Source organism: Pseudactinotalea terrae (genome assembly GCF_009733845.1).
Lineage (GTDB): Bacteria > Actinomycetota > Actinomycetes > Actinomycetales > Beutenbergiaceae > Pseudactinotalea > Pseudactinotalea terrae.
In genome coordinates this window covers 334259-359331 of record NZ_WNXZ01000005.1, presented here as the reverse complement: position 1 = coordinate 359331, position 25073 = coordinate 334259, and the positions used below count along the sequence as shown (strand labels likewise).

At 71.0% G+C, this 25073-nt stretch carries 27 protein-coding genes; 14 read left to right on the top strand and 13 right to left on the bottom strand.

Features of this window, described 5'->3' with window-relative positions:
• Positions 1–161: 161 nt before the first annotated feature.
• The gene (locus GPA03_RS17080; RefSeq protein ID WP_156253216.1) at positions 162–818 is read right to left on the bottom strand and encodes an alpha/beta hydrolase; all 657 of its coding nucleotides are present in this window, start codon (positions 816–818) and stop codon (positions 162–164) included.
• 84 nt (positions 819–902) lie between these two features.
• Complete coding sequence (lipA, locus tag GPA03_RS17075) at positions 903–1967, bottom strand: lipoyl synthase (RefSeq protein ID WP_156253267.1); 1065 nt, start codon at positions 1965–1967, stop codon at positions 903–905.
• A 194-nt stretch (positions 1968–2161) separates the two neighbouring features.
• On the opposite strand from lipA, the gene GPA03_RS17070 reads away from it, so the two are divergent.
• Positions 2162–2707, top strand: coding sequence for a P-loop NTPase family protein (locus GPA03_RS17070; RefSeq protein ID WP_156253215.1), 546 nt, complete (start codon positions 2162–2164; stop codon positions 2705–2707).
• Between the two features lie 104 nt (positions 2708–2811).
• Here GPA03_RS17070 and lipB read toward each other — a convergent pair whose 3' ends face one another.
• Both lipB and GPA03_RS17060 read right to left on the bottom strand, forming a co-directional pair.
• The gene (lipB, locus tag GPA03_RS17065) at positions 2812–3456 is read right to left on the bottom strand and encodes a lipoyl(octanoyl) transferase LipB (RefSeq protein WP_156253214.1); all 645 of its coding nucleotides are present in this window, start codon (positions 3454–3456) and stop codon (positions 2812–2814) included.
• Entirely contained in the window at positions 3453–5528 is a 2076-nt protein-coding gene (locus GPA03_RS17060) for a prolyl oligopeptidase family serine peptidase (RefSeq protein ID WP_206673610.1), read from the bottom strand. The genes lipB and GPA03_RS17060 overlap by 4 nt, the downstream gene beginning before the upstream one ends.
• A 183-nt stretch (positions 5529–5711) precedes the next feature.
• Between GPA03_RS17060 and GPA03_RS17055 the strand changes: the two genes are divergently transcribed.
• Positions 5712–5921 (top strand): dodecin family protein, encoded by a 210-nt coding sequence (locus tag GPA03_RS17055; RefSeq protein ID WP_156253265.1) that lies wholly within the window; start codon positions 5712–5714, stop codon positions 5919–5921.
• A gap of 79 nt (positions 5922–6000) precedes the next feature.
• A complete protein-coding gene (locus tag GPA03_RS17050) occupies positions 6001–6597 on the top strand; it encodes a CPBP family glutamic-type intramembrane protease (protein WP_206673609.1) in 597 nt (198 codons plus the stop codon).
• Positions 6598–6611: 14 nt separating this feature from the next.
• On the opposite strand, the gene GPA03_RS17045 is transcribed toward GPA03_RS17050, so the two are convergent.
• Complete coding sequence (locus GPA03_RS17045) at positions 6612–7517, bottom strand: NAD(P)H-binding protein (RefSeq protein ID WP_241681356.1); 906 nt, start codon at positions 7515–7517, stop codon at positions 6612–6614.
• 91 nt (positions 7518–7608) lie between these two features.
• On the opposite strand from GPA03_RS17045, the gene GPA03_RS17040 reads away from it, so the two are divergent.
• The 3 genes from GPA03_RS17040 (at position 7609) to GPA03_RS17030 (ending at position 10888) form a co-directional block, all read left to right on the top strand.
• The gene (locus tag GPA03_RS17040) at positions 7609–9045 is read left to right on the top strand and encodes a TldD/PmbA family protein (RefSeq protein ID WP_156253212.1); all 1437 of its coding nucleotides are present in this window, start codon (positions 7609–7611) and stop codon (positions 9043–9045) included.
• Positions 9042–10403, top strand: a complete 1362-nt coding sequence (locus GPA03_RS17035) for a metallopeptidase TldD-related protein (RefSeq protein WP_206673608.1) — start codon at positions 9042–9044, stop codon at positions 10401–10403. Before GPA03_RS17040 ends, GPA03_RS17035 begins: the two co-directional genes overlap by 4 nt.
• 86 nt (positions 10404–10489) lie before the next feature.
• Positions 10490–10888, top strand: a complete 399-nt coding sequence (locus tag GPA03_RS17030; RefSeq protein ID WP_156253211.1) for a phage holin family protein — start codon at positions 10490–10492, stop codon at positions 10886–10888.
• Positions 10889–10900: 12 nt separating this feature from the next.
• Here the strand turns inward: GPA03_RS17030 and GPA03_RS17025 are convergent, their stop codons facing one another.
• Positions 10901–12001, bottom strand: a complete 1101-nt coding sequence (locus tag GPA03_RS17025; RefSeq protein WP_156253210.1) for a methyltransferase domain-containing protein — start codon at positions 11999–12001, stop codon at positions 10901–10903.
• A 152-nt stretch (positions 12002–12153) separates the two neighbouring features.
• Here GPA03_RS17025 and GPA03_RS17020 point away from each other — a divergent pair, with 152 nt between their 5' ends.
• From GPA03_RS17020 to GPA03_RS17000, 5 genes are all read left to right on the top strand, one after another.
• A complete protein-coding gene (locus GPA03_RS17020) occupies positions 12154–13182 on the top strand; it encodes a GNAT family N-acetyltransferase (protein WP_156253209.1) in 1029 nt (342 codons plus the stop codon).
• 129 nt (positions 13183–13311) lie between these two features.
• Positions 13312–14139 (top strand): DUF4397 domain-containing protein, encoded by an 828-nt coding sequence (locus tag GPA03_RS17015; RefSeq protein ID WP_156253208.1) that lies wholly within the window; start codon positions 13312–13314, stop codon positions 14137–14139.
• On the top strand, positions 14136–14849 hold the full coding sequence (locus GPA03_RS17010; protein WP_156253207.1) for a class F sortase: 714 nt from the start codon (positions 14136–14138) through the stop codon (positions 14847–14849). The genes GPA03_RS17015 and GPA03_RS17010 overlap by 4 nt, the downstream gene beginning before the upstream one ends.
• Before the next feature lie 19 nt (positions 14850–14868).
• Positions 14869–15447 carry an RNA polymerase sigma factor gene (locus tag GPA03_RS17005; RefSeq protein WP_156253206.1) on the top strand — a complete coding sequence of 193 codons (579 nt, stop codon included), beginning with the start codon at positions 14869–14871 and terminating at the stop codon, positions 15445–15447.
• Positions 15434–16150 (top strand): anti-sigma factor, encoded by a 717-nt coding sequence (locus GPA03_RS17000; protein WP_156253205.1) that lies wholly within the window; start codon positions 15434–15436, stop codon positions 16148–16150. Before GPA03_RS17005 ends, GPA03_RS17000 begins: the two co-directional genes overlap by 14 nt.
• Here the strand turns inward: GPA03_RS17000 and GPA03_RS16995 are convergent.
• Genes GPA03_RS16995 through GPA03_RS16980 form a run of 4 tightly spaced genes read right to left on the bottom strand, consistent with a single transcriptional unit; the run spans position 16115 to position 19830 of the window.
• Entirely contained in the window at positions 16115–17356 is a 1242-nt protein-coding gene (locus GPA03_RS16995) for a glycine C-acetyltransferase (protein WP_156253204.1), read from the bottom strand. The genes GPA03_RS17000 and GPA03_RS16995 overlap by 36 nt on opposite strands.
• Entirely contained in the window at positions 17357–18418 is a 1062-nt protein-coding gene (tdh, locus tag GPA03_RS16990) for an L-threonine 3-dehydrogenase (protein ID WP_156253203.1), read from the bottom strand.
• A gap of 55 nt (positions 18419–18473) precedes the next feature.
• On the bottom strand, positions 18474–19409 hold the full coding sequence (locus tag GPA03_RS16985) for an L-lactate dehydrogenase (RefSeq protein WP_194239535.1): 936 nt from the start codon (positions 19407–19409) through the stop codon (positions 18474–18476).
• Positions 19410–19440: 31 nt separating this feature from the next.
• Positions 19441–19830 carry a VOC family protein gene (locus tag GPA03_RS16980; RefSeq protein ID WP_156253202.1) on the bottom strand — a complete coding sequence of 130 codons (390 nt, stop codon included), beginning with the start codon at positions 19828–19830 and terminating at the stop codon, positions 19441–19443.
• Positions 19831–19891: 61 nt separating this feature from the next.
• Here GPA03_RS16980 and GPA03_RS16975 point away from each other — a divergent pair, with 61 nt between their 5' ends.
• The 3 genes from GPA03_RS16975 (at position 19892) to GPA03_RS16965 (ending at position 22374) form a co-directional block, all read left to right on the top strand.
• Positions 19892–20287 (top strand): VOC family protein, encoded by a 396-nt coding sequence (locus GPA03_RS16975; protein ID WP_156253201.1) that lies wholly within the window; start codon positions 19892–19894, stop codon positions 20285–20287.
• A gap of 19 nt (positions 20288–20306) precedes the next feature.
• A complete protein-coding gene (locus tag GPA03_RS16970; protein ID WP_156253200.1) occupies positions 20307–21734 on the top strand; it encodes an amidase in 1428 nt (475 codons plus the stop codon).
• A 154-nt stretch (positions 21735–21888) separates the two neighbouring features.
• A complete protein-coding gene (locus tag GPA03_RS16965; RefSeq protein ID WP_156253199.1) occupies positions 21889–22374 on the top strand; it encodes a DUF4262 domain-containing protein in 486 nt (161 codons plus the stop codon).
• Between the two features lie 31 nt (positions 22375–22405).
• Here the strand turns inward: GPA03_RS16965 and GPA03_RS16960 are convergent, their stop codons facing one another.
• From GPA03_RS16960 to GPA03_RS22480, 3 genes are all read right to left on the bottom strand, one after another.
• Complete coding sequence (locus GPA03_RS16960) at positions 22406–22921, bottom strand: glycoside hydrolase family protein (RefSeq protein ID WP_156253198.1); 516 nt, start codon at positions 22919–22921, stop codon at positions 22406–22408.
• 516 nt (positions 22922–23437) lie between these two features.
• Complete coding sequence (locus GPA03_RS16955; protein WP_156253197.1) at positions 23438–24475, bottom strand: Fic family protein; 1038 nt, start codon at positions 24473–24475, stop codon at positions 23438–23440.
• A gap of 94 nt (positions 24476–24569) precedes the next feature.
• A complete protein-coding gene (locus tag GPA03_RS22480; RefSeq protein ID WP_338325739.1) occupies positions 24570–24917 on the bottom strand; it encodes a restriction endonuclease in 348 nt (115 codons plus the stop codon).
• Positions 24918–25073 lie beyond the last annotated feature (156 nt).

Sequence of the window (25073 nt, the reverse complement as noted above, 5' to 3'; positions counted from 1 at the left end):
ACCCAAGCCCGACATACTCATAGACCAGCTCTCGCTTCTGCTCCGCAGTACGGAACCTTCGAACAGACACAACAATCAGCTCCTCAAATCGAGGACAACTGACTCACAAGCAGTCTGGCAGTCAGGGCCTGGGACGAATTCAGCGGGATCGAGAGACGCAGTCACGAACCCGCGGCGAGACCTGCCAGCCAGGCTGCGCACAGCGGCATCCACTGCCGTGCCGGGATGTCGTCGCGCATCGCGACGCCGTGCTCGCCCTCGGTGAAGACGTGCACCTCGTGCGGCACCCCGGCGCCGGCGAGCGCCGTGGCCAGCGGGTACGCGTGCTCGTGGATCAGCACAGCCTCGTCGACGACCGTGTGCCACAGGAACACCGGAGGTGCGTCCGGCGTCACGAGTCGTTCGAGCGACGTCGCTGCCCGCAGGTCATCGGTGGCGTCCGCGCCGAGCAGGTTGTGGCGGGAGCCCTCGTGCGTGCTGCTGAGCATCGAGACCACCGGGTAGCAGAGCACCGCGAGATCGGGCCGCTGCTCGGGCGTGCTGTCGGGTGCGAACGCCGCGTGTCCCGCCAGGTGTCCACCAGCGGAGAACCCGAGCACGCCCACCAGCCTGGCGCCGGCAGCCCGCTCCGTCGCGACCTCGGCCCTGACGACGTCGAGGGGCTCGGGATGCCGTGCACGCGTCGGGTACCGCACCACCCGGGCGTCCCACCCGAGCGACCGGATCCACTCGGCGACCGGCTCGGCCTCCTTGTCGGAGAGGTGCTGGTACGCACCGCCGGGCAGCACGAGGATCGTTCCGGGCGCATCGTCGGTCATCAGGTCCTCGGGCGAAAGTGCGTTGAAATCAGGAGAAGGTCGAAAGTGCGTTGAAATCGAGGTTGGGTCGAAAGTGCGTTGAATTCAGACGGCGGGGGTGAGCGGCAGCGGCATGCCCAGGAGGGTCTTGGCCTCCTGGCGAGCGCCGTCGTCGGCGGCGTCCGCCAGGTGCTCCAGGCCTGGCGGCAAGGACTTGCCCAACCGTGTCATGGCTTGCGCGTACAGGCGGCCGGCACGGTAGGAGGAGCGCACGAGCGGACCGGACATCACGCCGAGGAACCCGATCTCCTCGGCCCGCTCGGACCAGTGCACGAACTCGGCCGGCTTGACCCAGCGCTTCACGGGATGGTGCAGCTTCGAGGGGCGCAGGTACTGGGTGATGGTGATGATGTCGCAGCCGGCCTCGTGCAGGTCGACGAGCGCCTTGTCGATCTCGTGGTCCTCCTCGCCCATGCCGAGGATGAGGTTCGACTTGGTGACCAGCTCGGCCTCCTTGGCCATCGTCAGCACCTGCAGCGACTTGTCGTAGGTGAAGGCCGGGCGGATCTGCTTGAAGATCCGCGGCACGGTCTCGAGGTTGTGAGCGAAGACCTCGGGCCGCGCCTCGAAGACGCGCTCGACGTGCTCGGGCACCGCGTTGAAGTCGGGCGGCAGGATCTCGACGCCGGTCCCCGGGTTGCGCGTGTGGATCTGGCGGATCACCTCGCCGAAGAGCCAGGCGGCGCCGTCGGGCTGGTCGTCGCGCGCGACGCCGGTGATCGTGGCGTAGCGCAGCCCCATCTCGGCCACGGACTCGGCCACTCGGCGCGGCTCGTCACGGTCCAGCGGGCGCGGCTTGCCAGTGGCGATGTCGCAGAAGTCGCAGCGGCGGGTGCAGATGTCGCCGCCGATGAGGAACGTGGCCTCGCGGTCCTCCCAGCACTCGTAGATGTTGGGACAGCCGGCCTCCTGGCACACGGTGTGCAGCCCGGCGCCCTTCACGCGGCTCTGCATCTCGGTGTACTCGGGGCCCATCGTGGCCTTGGTGCGGATCCACTCGGGTTTGCGCTCGATCGGCGTCTGGGCGTTGCGCGCCTCGATGCGCGTCACGCGGCGCCCGTCGACGCTGGTCTCGGTCGTGGGGCTCACCGGTCGGGGGAGGCCCAGCATGGTTGGTCCGGTCGTGTCGGCCACGTCAGCAACCCTAGGCGACCGGGGACCGCGACGGCGCCGCACGGCCGGGTGGTCCACGTCACGGTCGGGCCGCTCCGCTGGAACTGCTGTGGAGCTCGGGCTCTTGGTGCACCTGAGCGACGGGCCGGTCGCGGGCTATGGTGGTCGGCGGCCATCAAGGAGGCTGGAGCATGACGACGTCGGTGCCCCGCCGCATCCTCGTGCACGGCGTCACCGGGGCGGGCAAGAGCACGCTCGCCGAGCAGATCGGCACCGCTGCTGGGCTGCCCAGGCACAGTGTCGACGACGAGATCGGCTGGCTGCCGGGCTGGGTCGAGCGCCCGCACGATGAGCAGCGTGACCTCGCGCAGCGGATCGTCGCTGACGAGGAGTGGGTGCTCGACACCGCCTACGGGCACTGGCGCGACGTCGTGATGCCGCACGTGGATCTGATCGTTGCGCTGGACTACCCGCGCTGGCTCTCGTTCGGCCGGCTGCTGCGGCGCACGGCGGTCCGGTTGGTCCGACGGGACCAGATCTGCAACGGCAACGTCGAGAGCCTGCGGGTGCTGCTGTCAGCTGACTCGATCCTGTGGTGGCACTGGAGGAGCTTCAGCCGTAAGCGGGCGCAGATCCGGCGATGGCAGCGTGATCCCGGAGCGCCACCGATGATGCGGCTCACCTCGCCGCGGCAGGTCGGGCCGCTCCTCGCCGGGTTCGCCCGTCGCACGCACTGACGAGGTCGCACCTGGGGTGCGAGGTCGCACCGCCGACGGTACGACCGCGAACCGAGGGTGCGACCTCGAGCCTTGGGGCGGATCTGCCCGCAGCCCCCGCCGGCTCAGGCGACGCTCAGCGCGCCCAGCCGTGCCTCGACGAGCGGGAGAACCTCGCCGACGCCGATGGGCCGGCCGAGCTCGGCGCTCAGGGAGGTGGCGGTGGCGTCCTCGAGCCCGCACGGCACGATGATCGTGGCCCAGGACAGGTCGCAGGCGGCGTTGAGGGCGAATCCGTGCATCGTCACGCCGCGCGCCACCCGGACACCGATCGCAGCGACCTTGCGGTCGGGGCTGCCGCCCTCGCCCAGCCGCCACACACCCGAGCGACCCTCGACGCGCACGGTCGCCAGCCCCAGCTCGGCGCACACGTCGATCAGGAGCTGCTCGAGCCGGCGCACGTGGGCGACCACATCGACCGGGTCGGGCAGCCGCATGATCGGGTAGCCGACGAGCTGGCCCGGCCCGTGCCAGGTGATCTTGCCGCCGCGGTCGACCTTGATGACCTCGGAGCCGTCGATCGGGCGCTCGCTCGGGCGGGTGCGTGCGCCGGCGGTGAACACCGAGGCGTGCTCGCACAGCAGCACGGTGTCGGGGCGCTCGCCGGCCACGACCTCGGCGTGCACCGCGCGCTGCCGGTCCCACGCCTGCCGGTAGTCGACGAGCTCGGGGGCGAACCCGAGGTGCTCGATCGCGAGCCGGCGAGTCACGCGAGGCGCGACCGAAGGAACTCGTACGCGAGCGCCTGCATGTGCGAGGCCTGGTCGTTGGTCGCGGCACCGCCGTGACCGCCCTCGATGTTCTCGTAGTACGTGACGTCCTTGCCCATCGCGAGCATCGCCGCCGCCATCTTGCGGGCGTGCCCGGGGTGCACGCGGTCGTCGCGCGTGGAGGTGGTGAACAGCACCGGCGGGTACTGCCGCTCCGGGTCGAGCAGGTGGTACGGCGAGAACGTGCGGATGAACTCCCACTGCTCGGGGTCGTCCGGGTCGCCGTACTCGTCCATCCACGAGGCACCCGCGAGCAGGTGGCTGTACCGCTGCATGTCCAGCAGCGGGACCTGGATCACGACCGCACCGAACAGCTCGGGGTACCGCGTGATCATGTTCCCGGTCAGCAGGCCGCCGTTCGAGCCGCCCTGCACGCCGAGGTGCTCGTGGGAGGTGACGCCGCGCGCCACGAGGTCCCGCGCCACGGCTGCCATGTCCTCGTACGCCTTGTGCCGGTTCTCCTTGAGCGCGGCCTGGTGCCAGCGTGGCCCGTACTCGCCGCCGCCGCGGATGTTGGCTAGCGCGTACACCCCACCCTTCTCCAGCCACGAGGAGCCCATGCCGCCCGAGTACGTCGGCGTCAGCGAGATCTCGAAGCCGCCGTACCCGTAGAGGAGGGTGGGTGCGGTGCCGTCGAAGCTGAGGTCCTCCCGGCGCACCAGGAAGTACGGCACCCGGGTGCCGTCGTCGGAGGTGACGAAGTGCTGCTCCGCGACCAGCCCCTCGGCGTCGAAGAAGGTCGGCATCGACTTCAGCGGCTCGGGCTCGCCCATGACGCCCTCGGGCGAGATCGAGGCGAGCGAAAGCGTCGTGGGCGTGAGGAAGTCGGTGACGTAGAGCCAGACGTCGTCGCTCGCCACCGCGTCGACGGGAGCGACGGCCACGGTTCCGACCTGCGGCACACCCTCGACGGCGGTGCGCGAGAAGGTGCCCGCCGGCGTCGGCGTGAGCACCTCGAGGCGGTTCGTGACGTCCTCGAGGATGTTGAGCACGAGGTGGTTCCTGGTCCACGAGGCTCCCGCGAGCGAGGTGGTCTCGGTGGGCGCGTACAGCACGTGGAAGTCGGTGGAGCCCGCGAGCACGTCGTCGAGCCTCGCCGCCAGCAGCGCACCGGCCGGGTAGGTGACGTCGGCTGGTGCCCAGTCCTCGCGCAGCTCCACCGTGAGCCACTCGCGGTGGATGTCCTCCTCCGCCGACGGCGGGGTGGGCACCTCCACGAGCTTCTCGCCGTCCAGCAGGTAGAGCTCACCGGTGCGGAAGGTCTTGCGGCGGAACACGTAGGTGCGCTCGAAGCCGGGCATCTGGTCGTGGCCGCCACCGATGTACATGTCACCCGGCTCGCCCTCGAAGAGCGTCTCGGCCTGCTCGAGCGGGGTGCCGCGGCGCCAGCGCTTCACGATGCGCGGGTAGCCGGAGGGCGTCATCGTGCCCTCGCCGAAGTCGGTGTAGACGATGAGGGAGTCCGGCGACTCCCACGACACGCCACCCTTCGACTCGGGGCGCTCGAAGCCGCCTTCCACGAAGGACTTCGTGTGCAGGTCGAACTCGCGCGTCACGTCGGCGTCGGAACCGCCGCGTGACAGGCTGACGAGCGCGTATCGGAACGCGTCGGGCGAACCCTCGTCCCCTCGCCAGACAGTGGCGCCGTGCCACACCCAGTTCGCGCCCTCGGCCTCGTTGAGCGCGTCGAGGTCGAGCACGACCTCCCACTCGGGGCGCTCCGTGCGGTAGGACTCGAGCGTCGTGCGGCGCCACACGCCGCGCTCGTGCTGCGCGTCCTTCCAGAAGTTGTAGAGGTGCTCTCCCCGGCGGGTGACATCGGGGATCTTCGCCTCGGAGTCCAGGATGGAGCGGATCCGCCGCTTCGTCTCGGCGAACGACGGCGTCGCGGCCAGCTCGGCCGCCTTCTCACCGTTGCGCTCGCGCACCCAGGCGAGCGCCTGCTCGCCATCGACGTCTTCCAGCCAGGCCCACGGGTCGTCAGTCACCGCACCAGCGTAGGCGGCCGGCACGGGACTGCGCGGCGCCCGGGTTCTGCCATGCTGCCTCCAGCAACACAAGGGTGAGCTGTGCGGTCGCGGGAGCACCCCGCCGTACCCACTATCGGGATGCCGAACCCGTTGCGCGGACGTCCCGGGGCAGACACCATGGACAACAGCCGCCCTCGAGGGCGGTCCATCGTCAAGGAGGTCATCATGACCAGCTCCATCGCACGCGTCACGACCATCACCGCCCGTTCGGACGTCAGCTTCGAGGATGCGATCCAGGCGGGCGTCGCGCGGTCGGCGCAGACTCTTCGCAACGTCTCAGGAGCCTGGGTCAAGGAGCAGAAGGTCGAGGTCTCCGACGGCACGATCACGGCCTACCAGGTCGTCCTCGAGATCACGTTCGTCCTCGACGACTGAGCTGAGCGCCTCACGAGACGCCGGCGCGGCGCCGGGATCACGGGTCGCGGCCGCAGCGCTACGGCGTCGCCGGCTCGTCGTGCTGGCCACCATCGTGATCGGTGCGGTGGTGCTCGCGCTGTCGCTGCGGATCCGGCCCGGCGATGCCGCGTTCTACCCTGCGACCTTCGCCCTCGCGGGGGTCTGGGTGGTCGGCGCGCTGACGTCAGGGCCGTTGCGGTTGGGGCGTATCCAGTTCCGTGGGCGTGACCGCCGCCCGCTGCTCACCCCGCTGCTGGTCGGGCTGGGGCTCGCCGGGATCTTCGTGCTCGGTGCGCTGCTGGTGCGCGAGCTCCCGGTGCTCGGCGAGCAGGTGCGCGCCGTGCTGGGCTTCGCCGTGGAGGGGCCGCTGGCTCTGCTGCTCGCTATCACGGTCGTCAACGGCGTGGCCGAGGAGCTGTTCTTCCGTGGTGCGGTCTACGAGGTCGCGCCCCGCTACCCGATCGCGACCGCGACGGTGGCCAACGTCGCGGTGGTCGTCGCCTCGGGCAACCTCATGCTCGGCTTCGCGGCGGCCCTGCTCGCGATCGTCGTCGGGCTGCAGCGGCGCGCGACCGGTGGCGTGCTCGCATCGGTGATCACCCACGTCACGTGGTCCACCGTGATGCTGCTAGCACTTCCCTGGGTGTTCGGCTGAACCAGGGACGGCCCTCAGCGCTGGTCGGCCGCGCGCTCCGCGAGGGCGAGCCGAACCGCCTCGCTGTAGGGCATGGGCTCGAACGGGACGACGTCCCGGATGCTGGTGTCGCGCACCACGACGGCGACCCCCATCGAGTCGATGAGATTGCGCCCCGTGGTGACGTCGACGTCCGTCACCAGCGCGAGCCAGTATGAGGACAGCCGCGGCGTCAGCACCGGCACCGGGGCGATCGGGGATCGGTGCCCGGTCATCTGCTCGGCAGCCCCCTGCAGCATCTGCAGGTACGTCAGCTGCTCGGGGCCGCCGATCTCGTAGGTGCGCCCGAACGTCTCGGGTCGGCCGATCACGCCGGAGAGGTACCGCACCACATCCTCGACGGCGATCGGTTGCGTCGGCGTGCTCGCCCAGCGCGGCACCACCATCGCCGGCAGGTTGTGCACGAGCTGCCGGGTCAGCTCCCAGGACACGCCACCGTGACCGACGATCACGGCGGCGCGCAGCGTCGTGACCGGGACCCCGGCCGCGGCCAGGTGCCGCTCGGTACGGCGGCGGCTCCGAAGGTGAGCCGACAGCTCCGCTTCGTCGTCCGGACCCAGCCCGCCCAGGTACACGATCTGCTGCACGCCGGCCTGCGCAGCGGCGGTCCCGAACGCCAGCGCGGCCGCCTGGTCCGCAGCCTCGAAGTCCGGCCGGTCCAGCGCGTGCACCAGGTACACCGCGACCTCGACGCCGCTCAGCGCGGCCGCGAGGCTGTCGGGATCGGCGACATCCGCACCGACCGCCCGGCCCGCCCCCTCGTACGTCTCCGGCCGCCGGGTCATCGCGAGAACCTCGTGGCCGGCCTCCTCGAGCGCGGGCACGAGCCGCGCTCCGATGAAGCCGGTGGCGCCGGTCACGAGCACACGCATCGATGACATCTGCCCAGTGTCGCAGGTGAGGATCGCCGGCGCGGGGCGATGCCCCACCGTGCGGAGGGCAAGGGTGATCCGTTCGGGATACGGTCGTGAGGTGACTGAGTTCGACACCGCCACCGCCGCGGTGGAGGCCGCGCTCGCCGCAGGAGCCAGCTACGCCGACGCGCGGCTGATGGCCCGCGGCTCCGAGCGCATGGTGGCCCGCAACGGCGACATCGCTGACACGACCCGCAGCACCGACGTCGGGATCGGGGTGCGCGCGCTCGTGGGCACCTCCTGGGGGTTCTTCTCCACCTCAGACCTTGAGGGCGGAGCTCGGCTCGCGGGTGAGCGCGCCGCCGAGATCGCGGCCGCCAGTGCGCGGGTCCCGCTGCCGTCCGCGGGCATGGTGGCCTCCGAGCCGGTGCAGGCCAGCTGGAGCAACGCCGTCGAGATCGACCCGGCATCGGTCAGCGAGTCCGACAAGGCCGACGTGCTGGTCGGTGCGACCACGGCGATGCGCGAGCACGGCGCGGACGTCGCAGTCGGGTACCTGACGTTCTGGGACACGAGCAAGTGGTTCGTCTCCAGCGAGGGGCACCGCATCGACCAACGCATCCGCGAGGCCGGCGGCGGCATCGAGGCGACCGCCGTCGGCGAGGGAGAGACCCAGCGCCGTTCGTACCCCAACAGCATGGGCGGCCAGCTCGGCACCCGGGGCTGGGAGCTCGTCCAGGAGCTGGACCTGATCGGGAACGCACCGCGCGTCGCCGAGGAGGCGCGCGCGCTGCTGACCGCGCCGGAGTGCCCCTCGGGCGTCACCGATCTGATCCTCGACGGCAGCCAGGTCGCGCTGCAGATCCACGAGTCGGTGGGGCACGCGATCGAGCTCGACCGCATCCTGGGGTGGGAGGCCGCGTACGCGGGCCGGTCCTGGCTGGATCTCGCCCAGCTCGGGTCGCTGCGCTACGGCTCGGACCTGATGACGATCGCGATCGACCCGACGATCGAGGGTGCGCTCGGCTCGTTCGGCTACGACGACGAGGGCACAGCCGCAGCGAAGCGGCTCGCGGTCGACCACGGCACCTGGGTCGGCGTCCTCGCCGGCCGCGACTCCGCCTCCGTGGCGGGACTCGACTACGCGGGCAGCGTCCGTTCCGACGGCTGGCGGCGGCTGCCGATGGTGCGCATGACCAACGTCGGTCTCGAGCCGGGGCCGCACACGCTCGAGGAGATCATCGCCGCCACCGACGACGGCGTGTACATGGAGACCAACCGCTCCTGGTCGATCGACGACCGCCGTCTCAACTTCCAGTTCGGCTGCGAGGTCGGTTACGAGATCAAGAACGGGAAGAAGGGGCGCATGCTCAAGAACCCCACCTACACCGGGATCGGCCCACGGTTCTGGCAGTCGATGGACATGCTGTCCTCGGAGGTCGTGAGCTGGGGGTTGGCCAACTGCGGCAAGGGGCAGCCCGGCCAGGTCGGGCACACGGCCCACCCGGCCGCGCCGGCCCGGTTCCACGACGTCCGCGTGGGGGTGAAGGCGTGAGCCCGGCCGACGCCGCAGCGCGCGCGGTCGAGGCGGTCGCCACGCGCCTGCCCGGCGCCGAGGTGGTCGCCTTCATCGAGCGCAGCGAGGAGCACCTGACACGGTTCGCGAGCTCCGCGATCCACCAGAACGTCGCCGACGACGCGTGGTCCGCGCGCGTCACCGCGCACTCCGACGGCCGCACCCTCACGCTCACCTCGGGTCTCGCAGGCGCCGGCGACGGCGCAGCGATCGAGGCGTTGGCAGCCCGGGTCGCCGACTCGCTCGCCCTGGCGCCGCGCGACCCACGCTGGGCCGGCGTGGCCCACGCGGCTCCGGTGCCGCCCACCCAGGAGCAGGCGGGCTCGACACCTGCTGAGCGGGCCGCCGCGGTGGCAGCGTTCATCGAAGGCGCCGGCGGGCTGAGCGCGTCCGGCTACGTCAAGAGCTACCGGTCGGAGGCCGGCGTCGCCACGAGCGGCGGCCAGTCCGCGTCGATGTGCAGCGCCGCCTCGTCGGTCGATGGCATCGCCACCCTCGACGGCGTCGACGGCGTCTCGCGCAGCCGGGTGCGCACGCATGCCGAGCTGGACCCGCACGCAGCCGGCGCGCTCGCGGCGGCGAAGGCACGTGCCGGCAAGGATGCGATCGAGCTGCCTCCGGGTCGCTACGAGGTCATCCTCGAGCCGGCCGCGGCCGTGAGAATCGTCTCGACGCTCGCGATGTACGGCTTCAACGGCCGGCTGGCGCTGGACGGCGCCTCGTTCGTCGAACCCGGTCTCGAGCAGCTCGATCCGTCGATCACGCTGATCGACGACGGCCCCGCCTGGGGCGTCACCGTGGACGCCGAGGGCACCCCGAAGCAGCGCCAGCGGTTCGTCGACGCCGGCGTCAGCGTCCAGGTCGCTCACGACCGCCGCACGGCCGCCGAGGCCGGTGCCAGCTCCACCGGCCACGGGTTCGGAGTCGGGATGCCGGTCGCAGCGCACCTGGGTATCGAGCCCGGCCCGGCGGTGGGCGTCGCGGGTGACCCGACCGTCGCCGGTCCGGTGGCGCGCGCGGCGGCGCCGCTGCTCGACGGCGTCGAGCGCGCCCTGCTGGTCTCGGACTTCTGGTACACCCGGGTGCTCGATCCTCGCCAGGTCACCGTGACCGGGCTGACCCGCAACGGCATGTGGCTGATCGAGGACGGCGAGGTGCGCGGCGCGGTCCAGAACGTCCGCTTCACGCAGTCCTACCCGGGCGCGCTGGCACCAGGTCAGGTTCTCGGCGTCGGCCCCGTCGCGGTCACCGACCCGGACTCCTGGTCCGCCACCGCTCACTCCGCGCCTGCGCTCCGCCTCGCGTCGTGGAACGTGACGGGCAACGCCTCCGGCTGACCCAGCGCCTCAGGGCCCCACCCGAGCTCGGGGAGCCCCTTGAACTGGGGGTATTGCCGCCGGCCGAACCGCTCTAGCGTGTGGTCATGATCCGACTCGTGCTCCGGCTCGCGGTCTACCTGGGATCAGCCGCCATCGGGCTGCTCGTCGCAGCGCTCCTGATCGACGGCGTCGAGGTGGGCGTGCTGGGCTTCGTCGTCGCGGTCGTCGTCTTCGCCCTCACCCAGTCGCTGCTCACGCCGGTGGTGACCGCGCTCGCGCGCAAGTACGCGAACGCGTTCGTGGGTGGCATGGGTCTGGTCGCGACCCTCGTCGCGCTGCTCGTCGCCAACGCGCTCACCGACGGGCTGCGCATCACCGGGGGCATCACCACCTGGATCCTGGCCACGCTGGTCGTCTGGCTCGTCACGGCCGCGGCCACGGTCCTGCTGCCGACGTGGGTGCTCAAGGACGACAAGGTGGATCAGAGCAAGAAGAAGGCTTAGCGCGCCGCTCGCTCAGCGCCGCTCCAGCAGCACCAGCACCTCGGCGTGCTGGTTGTGCGGGAACATGTCGAACAGGCGCGCCCGCACGGGGCGCAGGCTGGGCATCGCGGCGAGGTCACGGGCGAGCGTGGCCGGGTTGCAGCTGGAGTAGAGGACGTGCCGCGCACGGGACGCGTCCAGCCGCGCTGCCAGCTCGCCGATGCCCCGCCGCGGCGGGTTCACGACCACGAGGTCCGCGTCGAGGTACGCCGTCGCGGTCGCGTCACCGACCTCGAAACGCGCGGCGGCACCGCGCCGCGCAGCAGCCAGCCGGGCGCCGTCGACCGCCTCGGCGCTGGTCTCGACGCCAGTGACCTCCCGATCGGGAGCGGCCAGGTGTAGCGCGAACCCGCCGACGCCGCAGTACAGGTCGCTCACACTGCCCGGTGCGAGCTCGTCGGTCCACTGGGCCGCGGTCCGGTACAGCCCGGCCGCGACGGTGGAGTTGGTCTGGAAGAACCCGCCGGGCCGCAGCAGCAGGTCGACGTCGTTGAGCCGCATCGTGAGCAGCTGCGCCTCGGTGAGCGGGATCTCCTGCTCGCCCTCGGTCAGCGCCGCGTGCGCGGGTAGCAGGTTCGCGCTGATCACGACGGCGTGCGGCAGCTGCTCCCGCAGCTCACCCAGGTGCTTGCGCAGCCGGGGCAGCGCCTCGCTCGAGCGAAGCACGAAACGGATCATCAGCTCGCCGTCGGGCGATCCCGTGACGAGGACGTGCTTGAGCTCGCCCCGGCGCTCGGGCACCGAGTACGGCGTCAGCCGCGCCCGGGTGATGAGCTCGCGCAGCGCGGGCATCGCGGCCACGACGGCGCGCTCGTGCAACGGGCAACCTGCCAGGTCGATGCCCAACCCCCCGCGGTCGAGGATCCCCAGCGTCGGCTCGGCGATCGTGCCGGCCACCACCATCTTGGCCTTGTTGCGGAAGCCCGCCTCGGGACCGTGGAACGGCGGCTCCCACTCGACCGCCCCGACGGCGTCGCTCACCTCGCGCTGCTTGGTCGCCAGCTGCTCGGGGTACGGGACCTCGATCTGCGTGCAGGAGCGGCAGCGACCGGCGGCGTAGTAGGAGCAGTCCATCGTGGGCTCAGCCTGACTCCTCGCCGAGTTCGTCGCAAACCGCCCAGTACGCCGGGTACTCCCAACGAACCCGACGTTCTGCGACGAGCTCGGCGGGCCGGAGCCCGAAAAGCGTGCTGCCTCCCAGGGGCCGTGGTGCTTGGGTGGGGTCCATGAACGTCACCGTGCGCCCACTCGACGTCTCCTCCGACCGCGAGCTCGCCCAGTACCAGCTCTTCGAGGAGGCGTGCGCTGCCGCCCTGTTCGGCGGTGTCGAGAGCTACTCGGTCGAGCAGACGAGGGCTCGCCTGGCGCCGAACCGGTTCTGGGATCTTGGGCACTGGGTCGCGGTCACCGGCGACGATCGCATCGTCGGGTACGTCGGCACCTTCGTCCCGCTGAACGAGAACCTCGATGCCGTCCACGTCGAGATGTCGGTCCACCCCGAGCACCGTGGCCAGGGGGTGGCGACCGCGCTCGTCACGGAGGCGCTGATCCCGGCGATCCGCGCGACCGGGCGCTCGCTGATCACCGGCTACGGCGCGATCCCGGCCGAGGGCGACCCGGACGACCCACAGCTTCCCGCCAACCGCGTCGCCCGCGCCCTCGGCGTCGATCGCAAGAACGTGGCCGTGTGCCGGGTGCTCGATCTTCCGCTGGCGGAGTCTCTGCTGGACGACCTCGCCGCCCAGGCCGCCGAGAAGCTTGGCGACTACCGGGTGATCTCGTTCGACGATGCCGTCCCCGAGGAGTACCTTCCCGCCTACGGCGCGTTGCTGCGTCAGCTCGATCTCGACGACCCCGACGAGGACGTCGAGCACGAGGCTCCCGAGTACACGCCCGAGCGCATCCGCCTGGCCGAGCAGCGCCGTCGAGACTCCGGGAAGCGGTCGCTGATCGCCGTGGCCGTCGCCCCCGATGGCACCTTCGCCGGCAACAGCGTGGTCGAGTTCCACAGCGGCGAGGGCACCACGATGGGCTGGCAGGAGAACACGCTCGTGATGCCCGAGCACCGCGGGCACCGGCTGGGCCTGGCGCTCAAGGTCGCGACCCATCGGCGCCTCGCGCAGGAGGCGCCCGGGCTGCGCTCGCTCGTGACCTGGAACTCGCACGTGAACCCCTGGATGATCGCGATCAACGAGCAGCTGGGCTATCGGGTGGCGCACCGCGAGATCGCCTACCAGGGGCGCCCCGCGCTCTGAGGCTCGCCGACCGGCCGGAAGAAAAAACCAAGAAAAGTTCGCCGAGGTGCATCCAAGACTCATCCCGCAGCGGAAGTAGTCCATGTCAGACACGTTCGCCCACCCCGGGCGCAACCCAAGGAGCTCGACATGCGACTGCGTACCTACCTCACCCTCGGCCTCGGAGGAGTGCTGCTCGCATCCTCGGCGGCACCCGCCCTGGCGGCACCCGAGGATGCACAGCTCTCCGTGCTGCACGGCGTCCCGGACACCACCGTTGACGTCTGGGTCAACGGCGAGCTGACCCTGGACGACTTCACCCCGGGCGAGCTCGCCGGACCGCTCGAGCTACCGGCAGGCACCTACACCGTGGCGATCACCGGATCCGACGCGACCGACGACAGCGAGCCGGTGATCGGCCCGATCGACCTCGAGCTCGAGGCCATGACGAGCTACACCGCCGTCGCGCACCTCGATGCCGACGGCGCCCCCACCGCGGCGCTGTTCACCAACGACACCTCGGCCACCGAGGCCGGTCAGGGTCGGCTGACGGTGCGTCACGTCGCTGCCGCGCCGGCCGTCGACATCCTCGCGGGTGACGAGGCTGTCGTGTCAGCCCTGGAGAACGGTGCCGAGGCGACCCTCGACCTGCCCGCCGGCACGGTTCCCGCGGCTGTGGCCGCTGCCGGCACCACGGAGCCTCTGCTCGGCCCTGCCGACGTGCCGGTCACGGACGGCACGCTGACCGTCGTCTACGCCTGGGGCAGCCTCGAGGACGGCACTCTCGCCCTCGCGACCCAGACGGTGACCGCCGGCCACTCGGCACCCGAGGGTGTCCCGACCGGTGAGGTGCGTGTGCCCGAGGAGGGTGGGCTCGCCCCGATGCTGCTCGTGGGTGGAGCGCTGCTCGCCCTCGGTGGCGTCGCGCTGACCCGCCGCATCTCCACCGGCAAGGGCACCGACCGAAGCGCCGCGTGAGTCGTCCGACCCTCACACCGGCCGCGCGGGTGCAGCACACCCGCGCGGCCGGTGCGCTCTCGTTGCTGGCGGCTGGGCTGGTCCTCGCCCTGGCTGCCTGCGGGTCGGGACAGGTCGAGCCGACCACCACCCTGGACCCAGGGAATGCTCCGACCACGACCGCCGTCACCGAACCCGAGCCAGCAGTCGAGGCGACCGAACCGCAGAGCCCCGACGCCGTCCCTCGCGTCGACGCCACGGAGCCGCTGACGACCGAGACAGCGGGTGCACCACCCACGGCCGTGAGCGTGCCGGACCTGGACATCGACATGCCGGTGCTGCCGGTCGGGATCGCACCGGACGGGCAGACCGAGGTCCCGGCCGATGCTCTCGACGCCGGGTGGTACCGCTTCGGCCCCGGGGCAGGCGCAGACCGAGGGGCCACCGTGATCCTCGCCCACGCCGGGTCGGTGATCACTCCGCGCGGCCCGTTCAGCCGTTTGAGCGGGCTCTCGGGCGGCGAGCTGATCGAGGTGACCGACGAGGCAGGCGCCGAGCACACCTATCGGGTCATCTCCGTCGAGGTGCTGGAGAAGCTCTCCCTCGACCTGACACCCTATTTCGAGCGCGACGGCGAACCCAAGCTCGTGCTCATCACGTGCGGAGGGCAGTGGGACGAGTCCGCGAGCAGCTATCGTTCCAATGTCATCGTGACCGCGGTACCGGGCTAGGACGCCGAACACCGGGCACATGGGCGATCATGGAGCGGTCTCGGAGGTGGCAGCAGTGGACGAGGAGCTCGCTGCGTCCTTCCGCGAGGGCGACCCGGGCGCCGTCCGTGAGGCGTACGACCGATGGTCGCCGCTGGTCCACACGCTCGCGCTGCGGGCGTTGGGGGAGCACACCGAGGCCGAAGACCTCACCCAGCACGTCTTCGTCGAGGCATGGCGGACCCGGCATCGGTTCGACCCGGCTCGTGGACCGCTGCCGGCATGGCTCGTGGGCATCACGCGGCACGCGATCGCAGACGCGCTCGGGCGGCGCGCCCGGCAGCGCGAGAGCGTGGAGTCGGCAGCTGCCGATCAGCCCGTGCGGGGCGCGGACCGCGACACCGCCGAGCATGTCGTCGACAGCGTGCTCGTAGCCGACGCGATCGCCGAGCTCGGGGAGCCGCAAGGCACGATCATCTCGCTCGCGTTCTACGAGGACCTCACGCACCACCAGATCGCCGATCGCACAGGGATTCCGCTCGGCACCGTCAAGAGTCACATCCGCCGTAGCCTGCAACGGTTGCGCGAAAGATGGGAGGTCGCTGATGTCGCACTGTGATCCCGATCTGATCGCGCTGGCCGCGCTGGGCGAGCCCCTGGACGACGCCGACGCGCAGCACTTCTCCGGGTGCCAGGAGTGCCAGGCCGAGCTCGCCTCGCTGCGCGCGGTCGTGCAGGCCGGTGCCGTGCGTGGCCCGCTGCAGCGGCCCGCCGAGCGGGTGTGGGAGGGTATCGCCGCCGAGATCGAGAAGGAGCGGAACGAGCCCGAGCGAGCCGACGACGTCGAGCGAGCGCCCGAGATCGCGCCCGTCGTCTCGATGCCTGCCCGTCAACCCCGCACCCGGCGGACCGTGCTGCTCGCCGCAGCATCGATCGCCGTCGGCGCGCTCGGAGCCGTGGGCGTGCAGTCGCTGCTGTCCGACCGGGACCGGCCGGCGGCGGTCGCCTCGGCGGTCCTCGAGCCGTTGCCGGGCTGGCAGACATCCGGTGCCGCGGTGGTCGAGGACGGTCCGCGCGGCCCGGTGCTGCGCGTCGAGCTACCGACCGACGACGACGTGGACGGCTACCGCGAGGTCTGGCTCATCTCCACCGACCTGCAGCGGCTGATCAGCCTCGGCGTGCTCACCAGCGACTCCGGCACGTTCGAGCTCCCGCCCGGCGTCGATCTGGCCGACTTCGCCGTCGTCGACGTCTCGCAGGAGCCCGTCGACGGCGACCCTGCGCACTCAGGCGTCAGCATCGTCCGCGGCGAGCTCGTCTAGCGGCGCACCGGCGTCGAGGCTCGTGCGCGCGCGGACGAAGGCCGTCACGCACTCCTCGACCTGCTCGGGCGAGTGCGCAGCCGAGAGCTGCACGCGGATGCGCGCCTTGCCCTTGGGCACCACCGGGTAGGAGAAGGCGGTCACGAACACCCCGAGCTCGAGCATCCGGGCGGCGATCGAGGAGGCGAGCGAGGCATCGCCGAACATCACCGGCACGATCGCGTGCTCGCCGTCGAGGAGGTCGAAACCCTCCTCCGACATCCGAGCACGGAACTGGGCCGCGTTCTCGACGAGCCTCGTGCGAAGCTCACCGGCCTCGCGGACGAGCTCGAGCGCGCGCAGCGTGGCCGCCACGATCGAGGGCGCGAGCGAGTTCGAGAAGAGGTACGGGCGGCCGCGCTGCCGCAGCAGGTCGACGATCTCCCGACGCCCGCTCACGTAGCCGCCGGACGCGCCACCGAGCGCCTTGCCGAACGTGCCGGTCCAGATGTCGATCCGGTCGCTGACCCCGAAGTGCTCGGGCGTGCCGGCCCCGGTCTCGCCCATGAACCCGACGGCGTGGCTGTCATCGACCATGACCAGCGCGCCGGCCTCCTCGGCCGCGTCGCAGATCTCCGGCAGCGGCGCGAGATAGCCGTCCATGGAGAACACGCCGTCGGTGACCACGACGACCCGGCGCGCACCGCCGTCGCGCGCTGCCTGGAGCTGGGCGCGGAGATCGCTCATGTCGCGGTTCCGGTAGCGGAACCGGGCAGCCTTGCTGAGCCGGACGCCGTCGATGATCGAGGCGTGGTTGAGCTCGTCGGAGACGATCGCGTCCCCCGCGCCGAAGAGCGGCTCGAACACGGCGGCGTTGGCGTCGAAGCAGGAGGAGAACAGGATCGTCGCCTCGGTGCCGACAAAGTCTGACACCTGTGATTCGAGGGCCAGGTGGATGTCCTGGGTGCCGCAGATGAAGCGCACCGAGGCCATGCCGAAGCCGTGCCGATCGAGCGCATCCTTGGCGGCCTCGATCAGGTCGGGATGGTCGGCCAGGCCGAGGTAGTTGTTGGCGCAGAAGTTGAGGACCTCGCGCTGCGGCTGCCCCACGAGCGCGGCCCGGATCCGCGGGCCCTGCGGCGTGGTGATCTCCCGCTCCGCCTTCTCGAGACCCGCTTCACGGATCTCGGCCAGCTCCGCGGCCAGGGACTCCTTGATCGAGTACATCTACAGCTCCCTCCAGTCGAGCACGACCTTGCCGCTGCTCGCGCTCGCGGCCAGCGAGAACGCACGCTCCCACTCGCGCGCCGGCACGATGTCGGTGATGACGCCGGTGATCGAGCGCCGCAGCGCGGGGCTGGTCGAGAGCATCGCCGTCATCGCGTTCCAGGTCTCGAACATCTCGCGTCCGTAGATGCCCTGCAGCGTGAGCATGTGGGTGACCACCACCGCCCAGTCGATGTCGATCGGGGCGCTCGGGAGCCCCAGCAGCGCGATCCGGCCGCCGTGGTTCATGTTGCGGATCACCTCGGGCAGCGCGCTCGGGTGACCGGACATCTCGAGGGCGACGTCGAAGCCCTCCTTCAGCCCGAGCGCCCGTTGGGCGTCGGCGATGCTCGAGCTCGTGACGTCGAGCGCGAGGTCGACCGCACCCATCCGTTCCGCAAGGTCGAGGCGAGGCTTCGAGACATCGGTGATCGCGACGTACCGGGCACCGGCGTGGCGCACCACAGCGGCGGCCATCAGCCCGATCGGCCCCGCGCCGGTGATGAGCACGTCCTCACCGATGACCGGGAACTTGAGCGCGGTGTGGACCGCGTTGCCGAACGGGTCGAAGATCGCACCGAGCTCGGGGGTGATGAGCGAGATGTCGCCGTCGTGAGCGTGGACCCAGACATTCTCCTGCGGGATCACCACGCGCTCGGCGAACGCGCCGTCGCGGTTCACGCCCAGACCGCTGGTGTGGATGCACATCTGGCGGCGGCCGGCTCGGCAGTTGCGGCAGATCCCGCACACCACGTGGCCCTCGCCGGAGACCCGGTCACCGATCCGGACGTCGCGGACGTCGCTGCCGACGGCGATCACCTCGCCGTAGAACTCGTGCCCCGGCACGACCGGCGGTGCGAGCGTGCTCGCCGCCCAGGCGTCCCAGTGCAGGATGTGCAGGTCGGTGCCGCAGATGCCGGTGGTGTGCACCTGCACGGTGACATCGGTGGCACCGGCCGAGGGCTCGGGGACATCGGTGAGCTCGAGGCCCGCCTGCGGGCCGGCCTTCAGCAGCGCCTTCACGGAGCCGACGCTACCCGGTCCGTCCGACTGGTGAGACGGCTCCCGGGAGGGCGGCCTAGAAGCCGAGGCTGCGGGCCGCGGAGCGGAGCTCGTCGGCACTGGCGCGAAGCCCCGCGACCTCGTGGTCGGTCATCGGCACGTGGAGCTGCCGCTCGACCCCCGCTGCACCGACCACCGAGGGGATCGACAAGCACACGTCGTCGATGCCGAGATGGCCGTCGACGAGCGTCGAGACCGGCAGCACCCGGTGCTCGTCACGCAGCACGGCCTCGATGATCCGGCCAGCGGAGACGCCGATCGCGTAGTTCGTGGCGCCCTTGCCCTGGATGATCTCGTAGGCGGCGTGGACGACGTCGTGCGCCATCTGGTCGCGCTCGGCCTCCGGGACCAGGTCGGTCACCGGGACCGCCCCGACGGCGGCGCTGCTCCACAACGGGATCTCGCTGTCGCCGTGCTCACCCACGATGTACGCGTGCACGTTCTGCACCGCCACCTGGCAGCGAGCGGCGATCAGGCCGCGCAGGCGCGCCGTGTCGAGGACTGTTCCGGAGCCGAAGAGCTGGTTCGGAGGCAGCCCGGTGAGCTTCTGCGCCACGTAGGTGATCACGTCGACCGGGTTCGTCACCATGATGATGACGGCCCGTGGCGCGACCTCCACGAGGCGCGGCATCAGCGTGCGCATCAGCTCGGTGGTGGAGGCGGCCAGGTCGAGCCGTGTCTGCCCCGGCTTCTGCTTCGCGCCGGCGGTCACCGCGATGACGTCGGCGTCGGCGCAGATCTGGATGTCGTCGGAGCCCTCGACGTGCGCGGCCGGCACGAACTGCAGGCCCTGCCGCAGGTCGAGCGCCTCGGCACGCACCTTCGCGAGGTTGACGTCGTAGAGCGCGACCGACCGCGCCAGGCCGTGGATCATGCTCGCGTACGCGAGAGTCGAGCCGACCGAACCTGCACCGACGACCGCGAGCTTCGTCCCTCTGCTGCTGGAGATCACAGCGCCATGCTCCCAGGTGGGAGCCGATCCGTCACGGCCAGCTCGTGGCGTGCTCGTCGAACGCCGCGCCGGTCTGCACCGGGACCACGCAGAACGGCACGCCCCCGGGATCGGCGAGGATGGCGTAGTCCTCGCGCCGGTCGACCATGCTCGCTCCCAGGGCGAGCACCCGTGCGATCTCCGCCTCGACGTCGTCGGTCTCGATGTCCAGGTGCACGCGCGGCGCGGTGCCGTCGCCGATGCGTTGCAGCGCGAGCTGAACCCCACCGGGGAAGTCCCGGAGGGACTCGTACGGGTGCTCCGCCGTCGGGCGGTCCTGCTCCCGTGGTGAGCCGGAGGCACCGGCCCAGAAGTCAGCGCTGGCCTCGTAGCCAGCCGCGGGGTGGTCGATGAGGACGACGCCGATCCTGCTCCGATGCATGTGTCCACGCTAGCCGTCAAAGACCTTGCTGCGCCTGGGGGTCGGCGGAAAGACTGCGGAGATGACCTCACGGATCTCGCACACCAGCATCGACTGCCGCAACGCCTACGAGCTCTCGGAGTGGTGGAAGCAGGTGCTCGGCTACGTGGACGTCGAGGGCGACCCGAACGAGCCCGGGCACGAGGAGTGCATGATCCTCACACCGGACGGCAGCCACCTGGTGCTGTTCATCGAGGTGCCTGAGGCGAAGAGCGTCAAGAACCGGATTCATTTCGATCTCCGCCCGACCGACCGCACGCAGGCGGAGGAGGTCGAGCGGCTGCTGGGTATCGGAGCGACGCAGGTCGCCGACCGCCGTGGCCAGTACGGTCCGGGCAGCGGCTGGGTCACGATGGCCGACCCCGAGGGCAACGAGTTCTGCGTGCTCCGTGGTGACAGCGAGCGCACGCGGACCTGAGTCCTCCTAGGCTGGCTGGGTGACCGAGATCCACGAGCTGTCCGCGCGGGGCCTGGCCGCCGCGATCCGAGCCGGTGAGGTCTCCACGGGGGAGGTGCTCGCGCACGCGTGGGAGCGGGCGGAGCGGATCGGCCCACGGGTCGGCGCGTTCGTACGGCTGGCGCCGGAGCTCGCTCAGCAGCAGGCCGATGATGCGGCCGCGCGTCTGGCGGCCGGCGATCCCGCGCCGCTCCTCGGGGTGCCGCTGCCGATCAAGGACCTCACGATGGTCGCGGGTGTCGAGATGAACGCCGGCAGCGCCGCGATGCGCGGCTTCTTGCCCGAGGTCGACGACGGCGTGGTCACCCGCTTCCGCGAGGCCGGCACCGTGATGATCGGCAAGACCAGCACGCCCGAGATGGGCCTGCCTCCGTACACCGAGCCGGACATCGGGCCGCCGGCCCGCACTCCGTGGGACCCGGCGCGCTCTGCGGGTGGCTCCTCCGGCGGGGCGGCGGCCGCGGTCGCGGCCGGCATCGTGCCGATCGCGCACGGGAGCGACGGCGGCGGCTCGATCCGGATCCCGGCGGCTGCGTGCGGGCTCGTCGGCCTCAAGCCGAGCCGTGGGCGCATCAGTACCGGACCGGTCGGGGTCGATGGTGCAGCGCTCGCCACCCACGGGGTCCTCACCCGGGATGTGCGGGACACCGCGATCGCGCTCGACGCACTCGCGCCCGGCTGGCCCGGGGACGATCGGATGCTGCCCGCGCCCGCGGCGGGTTCGTTCCTCGCGGCCTGCGACGCCGAGGTGGGGCCGCTGCGGGTCGGCGTGCTCACCACCCCGATCATCACGCCCGAGGCGCCGGTCCACGCGGAGGCGCTGGCCGCCGTCGAGAAGGCGGTGGCACTGCTGGAAGCGGCCGGGCACACGGTCGCGCCGGCGTCGGTCCCGTTCCCGGCGCAGGAGTGGCGGCCGTTCATCGACGTGTGGTCGGTGATGGCCGCGAGCGCACCCCTGCCGCGCGAGGCCGACCCGCTGCTGGTGCCGCTGACGCGGTGGATGCGCGAGCGCGGCCGCAGCGTGGACGGCGTCACGTACGCCAACGCGATCGCCGCCGGGCAACGGCTGCAGCGCGAGGCCGCCGCTGCCTGGGCGGACGTCGACGTGATCCTGAGCCCCACGCTGGCGCAGCCACCGCCGCGGATCGGGGAGATGCGCGACGACGCCGACCCCGAGGCCGATTTCTGGGCCCAGTGCGCGTTCACACCCTGGACCTCCACGTGGAACATCCTCGGTGCGCCGGCGATCTCGCTGCCGCTGCACCACGCGCCCGCGGACGCCGACGGCCCGGTCCTGCCCTGGGGCGTGATGCTCGGGGCGCGGACCGGGCGAGAGGACCTGCTGCTCGGGCTCGCGGCCGCGCTGGAGGAGGCGGCCCCGTGGCCGCTGGCGCCGCCGGACGCCTGAGCGCTTCCACCGAGATCGCACATCGCCGGCGAGATAGCACCGTGCGACGTCCGATCTCACCGCCGATGTGCGATCTCAAGCCTCTGCTAGCGCAGCTGTCGGTGCCCCGACCTACCGTTCCCTGCACTGATGACCATCTGCAAAGGAGCGAGACATGGCAACCGATCGGTACCTGCGGTCGATGCTGGAGAAGGTCGAGAAGTTCGGATGGGGGCTGGTGCACGTCGGCGAGTCCTGCAGCGAACCCGGCTGCACGAACGAGCACGAGGGGGAGGAGCCGCCCTTCACCTACACGGTCGGGCTGGCCGGGTGGGGGCATCCCGAGCTGCTCGTGCATGGGCTGACGGCCGCCGAGGCCGAACCGCTGCTCAATGACCTCGGCGAGCGGATCAGAGGCGGCCAGTCGTTCGTGCACGGGCAGACGCTGGGCTGCGAGCACTGCGAGGCGGAGCTGACGTTCACGCGGGTGATCGACACCTCCGATCTGGTCGTGCTGGGCCAGCTGTACGCCGATGAGTGCCAGGCGCTGCAGGTCGTGTGGCGGGACTGGCAGCACCGCTACCCCTGGGACAAGGGCTACAACCGTTGGCGGTTCCCGCAGCAGCTCGCCGGCTTGCCCCCGATGGAGCTGCGAGCCTGACTCGACCGGGTGCGACCCTCGGCGAGCTCGCTCACGTCCGCGTGCGAGCGGCCGCGCAGAGAAGGTCGAGGTCGACCGACGCGTCGCGGTCGCACACCAGCACGCCATCGTGCACGTGCAGCGCGGCCACCTGGATGTCGGTGACGTGCTCGATCGGGACGTCGGGATGCGGTGAGTCCGCCTGGCTCGCGTCGGCGCCGGGCCGGCTGCGGTGCGTGAAGTAGAAGATCCAGCCGACCTCCTCACCGGTGGCGCTGGTGCCGACCACGACATCCGCGTGGTGCCCGAATCCTGCGTCCCAGAGGCGTGCACCCGGCTGGTCGAGGATCAGTCCCTGCCGCTGCCAGCTGTGCAGGTCGCTCGAGCGGTGCACACCCAGCCCGTGCCACTCGTCGGTGATCATCCAGAATTCGCCGCCGAGCGAGAACACGTTCGGGCCCTCGTGCGAGGGCGGTCCGACCGCCATCGACGACGCCCCCCACGTGAGCAGGTCGGGGGAGTCGGCGCACCAGGTGGTGGAGTCGTGAGCCTCGTCCTTGAACCACATCCGGTAGCGCTCGGCGAGGGCTTCCGATAGGCCTCGTCCTGTGCCTTGAATCTCTGCGCGAGCCGGACCACCTCGTCCCGTGACAGGGGTGCTGAGCGGGACGCGAGCGCAGGATCGAAGACGGCCTGGGTGGGCACGGCCTCCGGGGCAGCGGAGTGCTGGAACGCTGCCCAGATCATCACGTGGTGCAGCTCGCGCATGACCTGGGTGGCGATGTTCGCCGCGATGGGCTTGTGGTCGTGGACGGCTGTGTTGCCGACGCGCCGGATCAGGGTGGGCTTGGTGGCGATGCCCCTGGCCGGCGACCCGGGCGAATGCGGGGTCGCTGCTGTGTGCGGCGAGGTCGTCGCGGTAGGGCGTCGGGATGTCCCGCAGGTCGTAGATGTGACGGACGGCCTGGGTGGGCACGGCGACTGTAGAAGCATGCCGAACGCGGGTCGGCAGCGAGATAGGACTCGTCGCGGACGCAGTCATCGTGGATGGCCGGCCAAATCGTTTGGAGGAAGGCGAAGTTGCTCACGTGCTGCCCCCGTCGCTCGGCTTCCGCTGCCGTGCCCCTTTGGTCTTTGAGTACTCCTCGACCGCCTTCCGGCTGCTCCGCCACACGCCGTCGGGTCCCTGGAAGGCCTCCAGCCGACCTCGTTGCGCCGCTTGCCTGAGCGCGGCGATGCTGAAGCGCTCGTCGACGAGGGCGGCCAGAGGAACGAGGCGGGCGGGTCCGGCGACGCTGGGGAGGATGAAGCGGTTGAGGTTGTCGAGCATCGCACGGGCGAGGAGCTCACCCAAAAGTCCGGGGTCGCTGTCGTCTGCTCGCTGCATCGCAGCCAGGTAGGTGTCTCGCTGCTGCTTGAGAATCACGACCGGCGGATGGCCGAGTCGCACAAGGATCAGGTTGAGCGCGAGCCGCCCGGTGCGACCGTTGCCGTCGATGAAGGGGTGGACCTTCTCGAACTCGTTGTGGATCACGGCGATCGCCTCAGGAAGCGCCAGGTCGTGCTTGCCGTCGCGTAGCCGTCTGGAGCTGTCGTTCGCGAGCTCGAGCCAGTCCTGGACGCGGGCCGGGACGAGCGGCCAGCTCGGCGGAGTCATACCGCCGTCGAAGGTATGAATATCGTGCTCGCGGAAGTTGCCTGGACTTTCGCGGTCGGTCGCCTCGGGGTGGGCTGCCACCTGCCAGACCGGTTCCATGAGCGTGGCGTGGATGCGGCGCACTTCCTGGAGGGTGATCGAGGTGCCGTCACCGGAGAGCTCGCCGTGGTGGGCTTGCGCGTACACCCAGCTGGCGGCATCGCCGTAACCCTTGACCTCCATGTACTCCTTGAGCGGCTTGGCACCGACAGCGCGGCCCCGCTCAAGCAGCTCCTCGACCTCGCGGATCACGAGCGTGTTGCCCTCGAGTGCCGTGGAGTGGTGAGCCTCGAGGTGCCAGATGTCGCGCCAGACGAAGTCCGCCTCCTCAGGCGACGGAAGCCCACCGAGCCGTTCGCGCAGCTCGATAAGGGCAGCGTCGAGTCGCGCGTAGACACTCGCTCGTGTCGGGCGCCCTCGTGCCACCTCAGCCCCCTAGTTGATACACCGATCCGATGCCCAATTGATCGAATCAACAACGTAGCAGTTGATACAGCGCCTGGATAGGCAATCGATCGAATCAACTCGGTGCCCGAGCGGGCGCCCCAGCTGGCCTACTCGAAGAAGTCCTCGTCGATCTCGACGATCTCGTAGGTCTGCTTGACCTGGACTCCACGCGGTAGCGGATCATCAGTCTGGTCAGGCGCGCGCCGTCGATAAGGACCACACGAGTCGCGACCGTGTCGGCGAACTGCTGGGCGCCCCCGCTGAACCGTCCGGTGGTGTTGAAGACGCCCTGGCTCGCCCGGTTGCCGTGCAGGGCGCCGACAAACCCCTGCACCTCCGGCCGGCCGACCGTGGCCTCGGGCGCGAACGCTTGGCCTGCACGTAGACGCGGCTGAGGCCCGTCGGTGTCGCGGCTCTCCATCGGGATGGCGTGGAGCATGTCGACGACCTTCGCTAGAAGCGCCAGCGTCGAGATCGTGAACCGGGCGTCTCGCATGTGATCGGAGTAGGTGGAGCCCTCGCCTCCCACCTGCTGCCCGAGGCCGCGAAGGAAGGGGCCACCGCAGGTGCTGCCGAC

Bases quoted from the DNA above. Each gene is read 5' to 3' on its own strand.
- GPA03_RS17080 (WP_156253216.1), bottom strand. From the start codon at position 818: ATGACCGACGATGCGCCCGGAACGATCCTCGTGCTGCCCGGCGGTGCG.
- lipA (WP_156253267.1), bottom strand. From the start codon at position 1,967: ATGCTGGGCCTCCCCCGACCGGTGAGCCCCACGACCGAGACCAGCGTC.
- GPA03_RS17070 (WP_156253215.1), top strand. From the start codon at position 2,162: ATGACGACGTCGGTGCCCCGCCGCATCCTCGTGCACGGCGTCACCGGG.
- GPA03_RS17055 (WP_156253265.1), top strand. From the start codon at position 5,712: ATGACCAGCTCCATCGCACGCGTCACGACCATCACCGCCCGTTCGGAC.
- GPA03_RS17045 (WP_241681356.1), bottom strand. From the start codon at position 7,517: ATGTCATCGATGCGTGTGCTCGTGACCGGCGCCACCGGCTTCATCGGA.
- GPA03_RS17030 (WP_156253211.1), top strand. From the start codon at position 10,490: ATGATCCGACTCGTGCTCCGGCTCGCGGTCTACCTGGGATCAGCCGCC.
- GPA03_RS17025 (WP_156253210.1), bottom strand. From the start codon at position 12,001: ATGGACTGCTCCTACTACGCCGCCGGTCGCTGCCGCTCCTGCACGCAG.
- GPA03_RS17020 (WP_156253209.1), top strand. From the start codon at position 12,154: ATGAACGTCACCGTGCGCCCACTCGACGTCTCCTCCGACCGCGAGCTC.
- GPA03_RS17015 (WP_156253208.1), top strand. From the start codon at position 13,312: ATGCGACTGCGTACCTACCTCACCCTCGGCCTCGGAGGAGTGCTGCTC.
- GPA03_RS17005 (WP_156253206.1), top strand. From the start codon at position 14,869: ATGGGCGATCATGGAGCGGTCTCGGAGGTGGCAGCAGTGGACGAGGAG.
- GPA03_RS17000 (WP_156253205.1), top strand. From the start codon at position 15,434: ATGTCGCACTGTGATCCCGATCTGATCGCGCTGGCCGCGCTGGGCGAG.
- GPA03_RS16995 (WP_156253204.1), bottom strand. From the start codon at position 17,356: ATGTACTCGATCAAGGAGTCCCTGGCCGCGGAGCTGGCCGAGATCCGT.
- GPA03_RS16980 (WP_156253202.1), bottom strand. From the start codon at position 19,830: ATGCATCGGAGCAGGATCGGCGTCGTCCTCATCGACCACCCCGCGGCT.
- GPA03_RS16975 (WP_156253201.1), top strand. From the start codon at position 19,892: ATGACCTCACGGATCTCGCACACCAGCATCGACTGCCGCAACGCCTAC.
- GPA03_RS16965 (WP_156253199.1), top strand. From the start codon at position 21,889: ATGGCAACCGATCGGTACCTGCGGTCGATGCTGGAGAAGGTCGAGAAG.
- GPA03_RS16960 (WP_156253198.1), bottom strand. From the start codon at position 22,921: ATGTGGTTCAAGGACGAGGCTCACGACTCCACCACCTGGTGCGCCGAC.
- GPA03_RS22480 (WP_338325739.1), bottom strand. From the start codon at position 24,917: ATGGAGAGCCGCGACACCGACGGGCCTCAGCCGCGTCTACGTGCAGGC.